The organism is Acinetobacter sp. MYb191 (assembly GCF_037572605.1).
GTDB classification, from domain to species: Bacteria; Pseudomonadota; Gammaproteobacteria; order Pseudomonadales; family Moraxellaceae; genus Acinetobacter; species Acinetobacter johnsonii.
Genome location: NZ_JBBGZP010000020.1, coordinates 60371 through 71441, shown reverse-complemented (window position 1 = coordinate 71441; position 11071 = coordinate 60371). Strand labels below are relative to the sequence as shown.

The window sequence follows — 11071 nt, the reverse complement described above, 5'->3', positions numbered from 1 at the left end:
AAACTACTCTTTAAATATAACAATTTAAAAGCTAAAAACACTAATTTAAATAATTGATTTAAAACAAATTATTTTACGAATAAGCACTTCGTTTAGTTTTGTTTAAAAAATGTACCTTTTGGTAAACATTGTGGAAAAATATTAATTAATTGGGCATTTTATATTCGATAAAAATATTTTTTTACTAAATTAGAACATTTTATAATATGAGAAAATACTATGAATAAAGTATATAAGCTGGTGTGGAATGCTACTTTAGGGAGCTGGGTTGCTGTTTCTGAGAGAGCAAAAGGTAAAAAAAAATCAACGACAAATAAAGTCATAAAAAATTCAGTATTGTTATTATCAATAATAAGTTCTGGAGAAATTTTTGCATTAGATATCACAGAAGATTTAAATGTAATGGGGAGTTTAACCGTTACGCAAGATATAATTGCTAATGGCGTTTCTCTAACAACGGTCAATAGTAATCTTAATCAAGCACAAGGTCAGTTAAGTTCGCTTAGCAACCAAGTGAATGATCCAAATACTGGTCTTTCCAGCAAAGCATCTCAAACAGATTTAAACCAAACACAAAATGATTTAAATACACTTGATGATCAAGTTAATAATGCTACAACAGGCTTGGCAACAAAGGTTTCACAGTCCGACTTTAACAACCTAAATAATCAAGTTAATGATCCAAACTCGGGTTTAGCAACGAAAGCATCTACAGCAGATCTAAATTCGCTAAAAAATCAAACATGGAGTTTACAAACCAATAATGGTCAAGCAACGGCTGTAAAATCTACAGATACAGTAAACTTTGTAAATGGGAAAAATATTACTGTTACCAATACAGGAACTAATATTTCAATCGCAACCAGCGATAATCCTGAATTTAACACAGTAAAAATTGGTGATACGACGAATAATACGACTTTGTCTAGTACTGCGGACGGTTTGGATCTTGATGGGGATAAGCTCACAAATATAGCCGATGGGAATATAGCAGCAGGTTCGAGCGATGCTGTTACAGGTGGACAGATTAATGACTTACTGTTTCAAAGTGGGCAAGGGATTAAATATTTTCATACCAATTCCAGCTTAGCTGACTCAGAGGCAACAGGCTTAGATTCAGTAGCCATTGGTCCAGTTGCGAAATCAACAGGTGAATCATCTATTGCTGTCGGGCATTTTTCCAATGCTACTGGGTTAAACAGTATTGCAGTAGGGAATACAGCAAATGCATTAAATGATTACTCTATTGCTTTTGGTAAAGAGACGGGTGCCCTTGGAACAAATTCTACATCTATTGGTAATGGTGGACAGGCTAGAACGTTAACCCCAACTTATAATGTTTCGAATACTCAGATTATTGCTATTAATGGAATCCCAGTCACTGCGACGGGTACCGATACCAGCAGTATTACCGAAATTAATGGGGTTGCTGTCTCTGCTGCACAAGTGAGCCAGTTTTTAGGTGCATTGCAAAATGGGGCCAATATGGCTGTGGGTGATAAGAGTGTTTCACTCGGGGCATCGACTTTAGCTGGTGGTCCATCCAGTGTTGCCATAGGGAATGCTGCTTTAGCAACAGGGAGTAATTCAAATGCTGTTGGTAACGGGGCAAATGCAACGGGTACAAATGCAAATGCGATCGGAACGCAAGCCTCTGCGGGGACCAATGCCAACGCAATGGGTAGCTCTGCTTCTGCAAGTGGAAGTGCCAGTGTTGCCATTGGTAACCAAGCAACTTCAGCAGGTACGAGTTCAGTTGCTTTAGGTGATGGTGCGAAAGCAAGTGTAGTGAATGGGGTTTCTATTGGTAGTGCAGCTGGAGCAGGTTCCGTTGGCTCAGGTACTTTTGACCGCAATGGGCATATCTCGATTGGGGCAAATTCGGGACAAAATATTAGTGGTAATCAATCTATTGCTATAGGGGTTGGTGCAGGTAGCAATTCAACAGTGAATACTGGAAGCTCTGATTATAATATTGCTTTAGGCACAGAGGCGGGGGCTAATCTTACAGGTAACCAGAATATCTCCATTGGTTATGGCAGTAATAAAACAAGTACGTCTGCGGTACAAAATTCGGTCGCAATCGGTTCCGCAACGTATACCGAAAGTTTAGGTGTATCGGTAGGCACTAGGGCCAGTGCAGCACAAGGTGGTGTAGCATTGGGTTATGATTCAAATGTAACAGGGACGGGCGGGGTTGCACTCGGAAAAGATGCTCTGGCTGGGCAAAATGATGTCGCGCTTGGTGTAGGAAGTGTTGCAGAATTTAACTCCCTTGGAAATGGATATATCACGAATGCGTCAGCTGGTGTTGGGGGCTATAACGTTGTTTCTGTTGGGAATGCCAATGAAAAACGCCGTATTACCAATGTTGCAGATGGTTCAGACGCGCAAGATGCGGTAACAGTCAATCAAATTAAAGCTTTGCAGAACGATATTATTCGGGTGATGGGGGCAACCGATGCAAATGGTGACCCTGCTACGATCAAAAATGATGGAACTCTACCTCTAATTCAAGTCAATGTGAAAGACCAAAATACAGGTGCTACAAGTAAGCTTCCAACCACGATTCAAGATGCCTTTGATCTGCTAGGTAGTGGGCAAATTGGTGGGATTGTACCTGATGCAGTTCTGTATAACGCTGATAAGTCAGTGGTAAATTTAGTGGGGACCGATGGAACCATTATCCGTAACGTGAAAGCTGACGAAAATGACCTAACATCGGCTGTAAATTTAGGCCAGTTGAAAACAGCAGTTGCAGATGCAGGACCTCAATACTTTTCAGTCAATACCACGGATATCAATAATAAAAATAATACGGGTGCGAATGGCGCAAATTCTTTAGCGATTGGTCCAAGTGCTAGTACATCCTCTTTGGCTACTGGTGCTATTGCCCTAGGAAATGGCGTGATTGCTGCACGTGAGAAGGCAATTGCAGTTGGTACAGGTGCAGGTGCCATCGGTATTTCGTCTATTTCAATTGGTGACTCTTCAATTGCAACAGGTGTAAATAACATCGCCATGGGTAAAAGTGCGGAAAGCCGTGGTGAAGATAGTGTTGTGATTGGCAATGGTTCAGAGGCTGATGGAACTAAATCTGACTATGCTGTAGTGATTGGCAGTGAGGCAGAAGTAAATACCGCGAATCAAGGCATTGCAGTTGGTCGTCAGGCACTTGCACAAGGAGACAATGCTACTGCCATTGGTTATCAAGCCAAAGCTAGTGGTGCTCAAGGTGTTGCTTTGGGGCGCTTAGCTAATGCAAGTGCGGAAGACAGTATGGCCTACGGAGATAATGCTACCGCTGCTGGTATTCGTTCTACTTCGATTGGTTCGGATGCAAATAGTACATCACAAGATAGTTTAGCGATTGGTTCACAGGCAAAGAGTTTTGCAGCTAAAGCAACTGCCATTGGTCAAAACGCTGAAAGTGCAGGTGAAAATGCGATTGCCTTTGGTGTCAATAGCGTCAGTCGTGCAAAAGATGCAACCGCTATTGGTAATAATGCGACCTCAAATGGAATTAACGCAATTGCACTTGGAAAAGAGTCCAATGCCAATGCTTTAAACTCAATTGCACTGGGTACTGGAACAAATGCTCTTCAAGAAGATGCCGTGGCTATCGGGAACAGTGCTTCGGTGACCGCAAAAGGGGCCTCTGTATTGGGTAAGTCTGCAACAGCTTCGCATGAAAACGCCGTGGTTCTTGGGAATAATTCGGTTTCTGCGGCGTATGTCGCGACACCATCAACCACAATTAATGGCAAGACCTATAACTTTGCTGGTGCTCCGACCACATCATCGAGCGTAAGTGTGGGAGATGTTGGATCTGAACGTAGCATTGTCAATGTTGCGGCAGGACGCATTAGCAGCTCAAGTACGGATGCAATCAATGGCAGTCAACTCTATCAAACCAATCAGGCTATTACAGATTTGGCTGACACGGCACTGAGTTTTTCAGGTGATAGTGGCACCAAGGTTGACCGTAAATTAGGGCAACAGCTAAATGTAAAGGGGGGGGGCAACTGGAGTACTTACGGATAGCAACATAGGCGTAGTAGCTGATGGTACAGATACCTTACAACTAAAATTGGCAAAAGATGTAAACCTTACAGCACAAGGAAGTTTGACAGTTGGAACGACTAAAGTGACTGATGGCCAAGTGGAAATCAAAGATACTGCAAATAATAGTAATGTAAGCACCTCAACTCAAACCATAATTACCGCAGGTACAAATACGAGTACCAGCAATGCCAGTAGCATCAACTTAAAAAATGCATCAAATAACGTATTGTTAAGTGGCACAACAGGAACACTGACAGGACTAACCAACAAGACCCTAACCGCAGCTGATTTTGCAACAGTTGGGCGCGCAGCGACAGAAGAACAACTTAAATTAGTCAATGATACGGCGCAGAATGCAAGCAAGGGCTGGAACTTAACAACCAATAAAGACAGTACAAACAGTACAAATATTGCACCAGATGAGACCGTTGATTTTTCAAATAGTGATAGTAATTTAGTTATTAGCAATAATGGCGCAGATGTTGATTTAAAACTGGCGGAAGTCGTAAATGTGGGGGGACTTCCAGGAGGTTCAAGCATTGCAATTAATGGAAAAAATGGCACGATTACTGGCTTGACCAATACTATATTTGATCCAACTAATTATGTTTCTGGACGGGCTGCCACAGAAGATCAGTTGGCTACACCGCTGACATTTGTGGGAGACAATGCAGGGGTGAATGTCGATAGAAGATTAGGACAGCGCTTAAGTATAGTCGGTGGAGAGTCTATTGAAACTAATTTGACAGATAATAATATTGGGGTGGTTGCAGACGGCACAGATAATAAACTGACAATTAAACTTGCCAAAGATATTAAGCTCGATAGCGTCAATGCTGGCGGAACAGTTATTGATAGCAAAGGTTTAACTTTTGTGAACTCAAGTGGTGGAGCTGTCCCTAACTCTCCAAGTGTAACAGTTACAGGCATTAATGCTGGAACGAAAAAAGTCACTAATGTTGCAGCTGGCGATATTAGTGATAGCTCGATGGATGCTGTCAATGGTAGTCAGATTAAACAAATCATTGATAAGGGCTTTACAGTCAGTGCAAATGCAGACACTGGCGCTAAAGACATCATTGCTCTTGGTGAAAATGTTGATTTTAGTGCAACAGATAGCAATATTAAAATTACCAATACAGGAAATAATGGCATTACTTTTGGGTTAGAGCCTGTCGTTCAAATTGGACCAGCTACAGGTGGTAATCCTGTGACGATCAATGGTAATACAGGTACGGTTACGGGCTTAACCAATAAAACCACCACTGGCAGTGATTTTGCAACGGTTGGACGTGCAGCCACAGAAGAACAACTCAAAGAAATGCAAACGGGTCTAAACAATGCAGGCTTTGGCTTAACCGCGGAAGATGGCAATACCGTAACTAAAACATTGGGTGAAAGCATTGAGGTCATCGGTGCAGATAGTAATATCAGTACCAAAGTTTCTGGCGGAAAAGTTCAAGTTGAACTAGCTAAAAATATTGATTTAACGGCTGCAGGCAGTTTGACAGTCGGAAAAAGTAAAATTACCGATGGCAAAGTTGAACTCAAAGATGGTAATAAATCGAATATTAGTACAGTTGATGGGACTACAGTTAGCGATGGTACGAACAGTAGCATAGTTGGCGCAGGTAATATTAGTGTTCGTAATGGCGCATATCAAACCCAAGTAGGCCCAACCCAAATTATTGTTGGTGGTGCAAATCAAGTTACTGTAAATGGTTCCACAGGGCGTGTAAGTGGATTGAGTAATACAACATGGGACCCAAATGGGATTTATAATCAAAAACAAGCTGCGACAGAAGAGCAATTAAAGCAAGTCAGTGATGTTGCTCAAAATGCCAATCAAGGCTGGAATGTTAAAACAGACACCGTTTTAGGAACAACACAGGTCAAACCAGGTGATACTGTCGATGTTGGATTAGCAACAGGTGAGAATAATTTAAAAGTCGCTGCGACAAACGACGCTAATGGAACAACTACAATTGATTTCAGCTTAAATAAAGATCTGAATATTGACAGTGTCACAGCAGGTGCTGGAACAGATAAGACTGTACTCAATAAAGATGGCGTGACAGTGCAAGATGGTGCAGTTCAAAGTACTATTAGTTCCGGTACCATTAGTGTCAAAAATACCTTTAATAATGTAGTGCTCGATGCTACTAAAGGTACTTTAGAAGGTTTAACAAATAAAACAACATCAAATAGTGACTTTGCTACGGTAGGTCGTGCAGCGACAGAAGAACAACTCAAAGAAATACAAACGGGGCTAACAGACTCTGGTTTTGGTTTAACTGCAGAGGATGGTACTACTGTTACTAAGAAACTAGGCGAAACAATTGATGTAATTGGTGCGGATAGTAATATCAGTACTAAAGTTGCTGGAGGCAAAGTTCAAGTTGAGCTGGCGAAAAATATTGATTTAACGGCTGCGGGCAGTTTGACAATTGGAAAAACTCAAATTACTGATGGCAAAATTGAACTCAAGGATGGTAACAAATCGAATATTAGTACCGTTGACGGGACTATTGTTAGTGATGGCATCAACAGCAGCCTAATTGGTGCAGGTAATATTAGTGTCAGTAATGGTACATATCAAACTCAAGTAGGCCCAACCCAAATTATTGTGGGCGGAGCAAATCCTATCATGGTAAATGGTTCTACAGGAAAAATTGGTGGTCTAACCAATAAAACCTTTGATCCTAATAACTTTGTTAGTGGGCAAGCTGCAACAGAAGATCAGTTAAAACAAGTGAGTGATATCGCACAGAATGCAAATAAAGGGTGGAACTTAACGACTAATGGGGGAAATATTAGCCAAGTACAACCGGCGGATACTGTTGATTTTTCTAGTAAGGATGGAAATATTAATATAGCTAATAGCGGAAACAACGTCAGTGTTGAACTCGCTAAAGATATTAAAGTTGATAGTGTAACTACAGGTGATACAGTCATTAATAATAATGGACTTACAATTACTGGTGGGCCAAGTATTACTAAAAATGGAATTGATGCAGCTGGAAATAAAGTGACGAATGTTGCAGATGGTAGTATAGCTCAGAGCAGTAAAGATGCCATGAATGGTAGCCAAATGCATGACATTATTGGTGATGGAGCATTTCAAGGCGGTGATGGAAATACCATTACTAACATAGGTGGAACAGGTGCGACTAACATTAATGATGCAATTAGTTCGATCAATCAAAAAGCTGGACAGCATTCTACAGTGGTTGCCGGTCAAAATATGACTGTTACAGAGACAACGAATAGTTCTGGTGGGAAAGAATACAAGGTTGCGACCGCGGATGATGTCAAATTCAATTCAGTAACTTCTAATACTGTTACTGCAAATACAGTCAAAGTTGGCGATGTAGTGATTGATCAAAGTGGTATTAATGCAGGCAACAAAAAAATAACCAATGTTGAGGCGGGTGAAGTCTCTAGTACTTCTAAAGATGCGGTGAATGGTTCACAACTCAATACCTCAAACCAATATATCACCACATCATTGGGTGGTGGCGCAAAATATGAGAATGGCCAATTTACAGCCCCAACCTATAATGTGAATAACGGCACCTATCATAATGTTGGAGACGCTTTAGGCGCATTGAATCAAGCGGATATTGATTTGGGGAATAAAATTACCAATCTAGGTGACCGTTTAGAGCAAGTGTTCTATGACACGAATGGTCGTATTGACGATGTAGAAAGAAAAGCAAATGCCGGTATTGCTGCGGCCATGGCTATGGAAGGAGCACCATTTGTAGCAGGTAAATTCACCTATGCAGCAGGTGCAGCATATCATGGCGGAGAAAATGCAGTCGGCGTCACATTGCGTAAAACAGCTGACAATGGACGCTGGTCATTTACAGGCGGGGTGGCAGCAGCATCACAGGGCGATCCAAGTGTCCGCATTGGGTTTAGTGGTGTAATTGATTAGATCTTTGAAATCAGTCATTAATTTTTGTCTACGCTGAAATAGAATATAAACGAGAAGAATTGCTATGAAAAATAAACTTCTATATTGCATGCTTTTAGGTTTTCCATTATCCACTTTTGCTGCTGAAACAGTAACGACGGCTGGACCGCAAGTACATTTCCCCGAACTGAAAAAAAGCTATCTTAAACAAGTTAAGCGCTATGAGGTGAATGATATTGCGAGGTTAGGCACTGGTTTAGATAAGAATCAATTTCGACATATTTTAGGAGACCCTCAATTCAATGAAGGTATATTTGGTTCTAAAACATGGAATTATGTTTTAGATATTCGAGTTCCAAATACGCAGCAATATAAACGTTGTCAGTTAAGAGTCGACTTTGATCGAAAATCTTTTTCAGAACATTTAAGCTGGAAAGGAGATGATTGTGAGGAACTCATTATGCCTCCTGCACAAATGGTTGTATCCCAACCTGTAGCTCCTTTGATTGAGACACCTACAGTAGAAAGCAGCATAGATATTCTCTTTGAATTTGATCGTTCAGATGCTGCTTCCATTGTGGAGGGGCAGGATTCGATTCTCTCCCTTGCAAATCGGATCAACCAAGTCAGTGGGACGAGTCCTGTTATTGTGTCTGGTTATACAGACCCCTTAGGTTCAGATGCTTATAATCAGAAATTATCTGCTGCACGTGCAAATACCGTGGCCCACTTATTGGTCAATTATGGGGTCGTACCACAAAGGATTAAAATTGAAAGTAATAGCAAAACTGACCTCTATCAACAATGTGATGGCAGTCAGCGCAGTTCAGAGCTTATTGAGTGCTTAGGCCCGAATAGACGAGTTAATGTTGATTGGTGAATAACTATAACTGTATAGCTTAAATAGTAGATCTTCAGCATCGGTAATATAGCGATGCTGAGTTCTTTGACTAAAAGTAATTAATTTTTAGAGAAGGACCTGCAAAAATCTAATTTTTGGATTAGGTTCAAATATGTTTTTAGCTAATATGCTTCAGAACAAAAATGAGTAATTATGATTGCTAAATCGTCCAAGATTCTATTCTTTAGAGCATTTAAGAAATGAATAAATATTTAACAAATCAACAGTAACCTATACTCATCATCCTTTTCGACAGGCGCTCTATGTACACAGGGCAAGACCTTTTGCGTAGGATGATCTACCGCCAAACGCCAAAGATGTCCTAAACCTAGATTCACAGGTTTTGCATTGGGTTTCGCTTGATAATGTAAATCAAAGAAATAATCTTCTAAGAAAATTTCAAATTCTGCTTCTGGGCCGTCATGTAGTTCTTTGAGTTTTTCTCTGATCTCGGGAATTAAAATCTTTTGCTCTACCTGATCATTGGCCACGATATCACTCGCAGCGCCGTGATAGGTACATAAGAAAGTATCTGTTTCAATCGGTGAGTGATCAATATGAAACGAGTATACATCTGTTGAAATGAAGTCCAGCTCGTCATCACGCTCATAACATTTCAACAAATTAAGCGTTGGAGATGCACCGAAATCAGTTAAGAGCTGAATATCGTTAAGAATAATTTCCTTTGCTAAATTCCCTTTTTCTGAAAGTTGTAGCGCTAAAAGATCGTCAACGGAAACTTCTGTAATATTCTCTTTTAACTCAAGTTTAGCCACAATTTCTTTAAAATCACCAATCAAACTTCTATGCCAGCAAAGTGCATTCATCTCTCCTTGAAATTTGGAATTTACAAGTTCACAAAAGTTAGAAACCACTCTAATTTGAGAGAGGCCAGAAAACGGATTTTTCATATTAGGATTTAATACATTATCAACTAGACCTAATAATACCCCAGCTTTATTAGAATATTGTCTACCAACACTATTAAGTGGTTTAAAGAAATCAAATTTCAGGTGTAGTGAATGATGTGAAACAGAGATTTTTATTGTTTAATAAGCTAAAGACAGTTAAACCTAAGAAATTTTTATAAAAAGATTGGTGGTATCTGTACCGAAAGCTACTGGTAATGTAAAAAAATTGGGGAAAATAAGTTGAGAATAAATCATAAATCTTTGATTGTAATTGTACTAAATGGAATATTTCTTCAGGCTTGCGATCTATCTACAAATAAAACGCAAAAAGTAGAAATTGAAGAAAAGTCTTCTGATTTTACTCCGCCAATGGGACCTTATGGATTACCTTACCGCGTAGGAAATTTGGGAGGTAAACCCGTAAATTTGAGTGAAGGTGTAAGTGCAGATTATGAGTTGTGCCCTGTATGGGAGTGGAGTAAAGCTGAGCCTGAATGTAAACCACGACCAAAACGAAATTATGACTCAGTTATAAACTTTATAGCTTTCGAGATACGTTATACCGATGAGACGTTGCTTGTTACATATGTAAAAGCGCCACAAGCTAAGACATTATCTAAGGAATATAGAATACAGGATGCATCACCAGATACACCTTGGGTAGATGTATTTGCTTATGCTGGCAATAAATATGTAAAGGATGGTGATATGAGGGCACTGCTTGATAGAACGGTAAATAACAAACCATCAGATAGTCAGTCTGGAGGTTTAAATTACATTAGAGTATATAAAAAAACAGATCAGTTTAATTATGGCTTGGAAAAATATATTCCAGATCAAAAGTGGATATCTCAATATGGGTATGAGGATACTGATGATTTATATGTATCTGTGGAAAAAAATAAGAATCAAGACATATCAATGATCAATTGCTCAAACCATCCATCTTCAATACAAAAGTGCACACTCAGATTTATTTTAGAACCTGAGTTGAAAGTGCAAGTTGATGCGAGTTTCAGTAAAAAACATTTAAAAGATTGGAGAGAAATTCAACAAAGTGTTAAAGCGATGATTTTAAGTTTTACAGTACAAGAAACTGTAACTTCCCATATTGAATAGAGGATATTTTATGACTCCCGTTGGATTATTAGCGCCATTAGCAACAACTTCAATTAATTCATGTTTTTATCTTTCATCCATTAAATAATTAAGTAGCTGAACCTGATCTATAACCTTAGTCTTAATACAACCTAAGCTTGATCCCGTATCAGCTAC

The 11071-nt window shown here is 39.7% G+C and carries 5 protein-coding genes and 1 pseudogene; 5 read left to right on the top strand and 1 reads right to left on the bottom strand.

The genetic code is table 11. The features are described 5' to 3' along the window. Positions 1 to 219: 219 nt before the first annotated feature. The 4 genes and pseudogenes from WH214_RS16990 to tpgA all read left to right on the top strand — a co-directional run. A pseudogene (locus tag WH214_RS16990) lies at positions 220 to 285 on the top strand (ESPR-type extended signal peptide-containing protein); the annotation flags it as partial. Between the two features lie 117 nt (positions 286 to 402). Then, positions 403 to 4044: a beta strand repeat-containing protein gene (locus tag WH214_RS13630; RefSeq protein ID WP_339422766.1), complete on the top strand. Its 3642-nt coding sequence runs from the start codon at positions 403 to 405 to the stop codon at positions 4042 to 4044. 46 nt (positions 4045 to 4090) lie between these two features. After that, the gene (locus tag WH214_RS13625; RefSeq protein ID WP_339422765.1) at positions 4091 to 8005 is read left to right on the top strand and encodes a YadA-like family protein; all 3915 of its coding nucleotides are present in this window, start codon (positions 4091 to 4093) and stop codon (positions 8003 to 8005) included. A 64-nt stretch (positions 8006 to 8069) separates the two neighbouring features. Further along, positions 8070 to 8864 carry a trimeric autotransporter adhesin/peptidogylcan-associated protein TpgA gene (gene tpgA, locus WH214_RS13620; protein ID WP_339401433.1) on the top strand — a complete coding sequence of 265 codons (795 nt, stop codon included), beginning with the start codon at positions 8070 to 8072 and terminating at the stop codon, positions 8862 to 8864. A 233-nt stretch (positions 8865 to 9097) separates the two neighbouring features. Here the strand turns inward: tpgA and WH214_RS13615 are convergent, their stop codons facing one another. Next, positions 9098 to 9796 carry a DUF1826 domain-containing protein gene (locus WH214_RS13615; protein WP_339422764.1) on the bottom strand — a complete coding sequence of 233 codons (699 nt, stop codon included), beginning with the start codon at positions 9794 to 9796 and terminating at the stop codon, positions 9098 to 9100. A 240-nt stretch (positions 9797 to 10036) separates the two neighbouring features. Here WH214_RS13615 and WH214_RS13610 point away from each other — a divergent pair, with 240 nt between their 5' ends. Next, complete coding sequence (locus WH214_RS13610; protein ID WP_339422763.1) at positions 10037 to 10915, top strand: hypothetical protein; 879 nt, start codon at positions 10037 to 10039, stop codon at positions 10913 to 10915. The last annotated feature ends 156 nt before the right edge of the window (positions 10916 to 11071 follow it).

Excerpts from the sequence above, each read along its gene's own strand:
- WH214_RS13615 (WP_339422764.1), bottom strand. The coding sequence starts at position 9,796 with ATGAAAAATCCGTTTTCTGGCCTCTCTCAAATTAGAGTGGTTTCTAAC.
- tpgA (WP_339401433.1), top strand. The coding sequence starts at position 8,070 with ATGAAAAATAAACTTCTATATTGCATGCTTTTAGGTTTTCCATTATCC.
- WH214_RS13630 (WP_339422766.1), top strand. The coding sequence starts at position 403 with ATGGGGAGTTTAACCGTTACGCAAGATATAATTGCTAATGGCGTTTCT.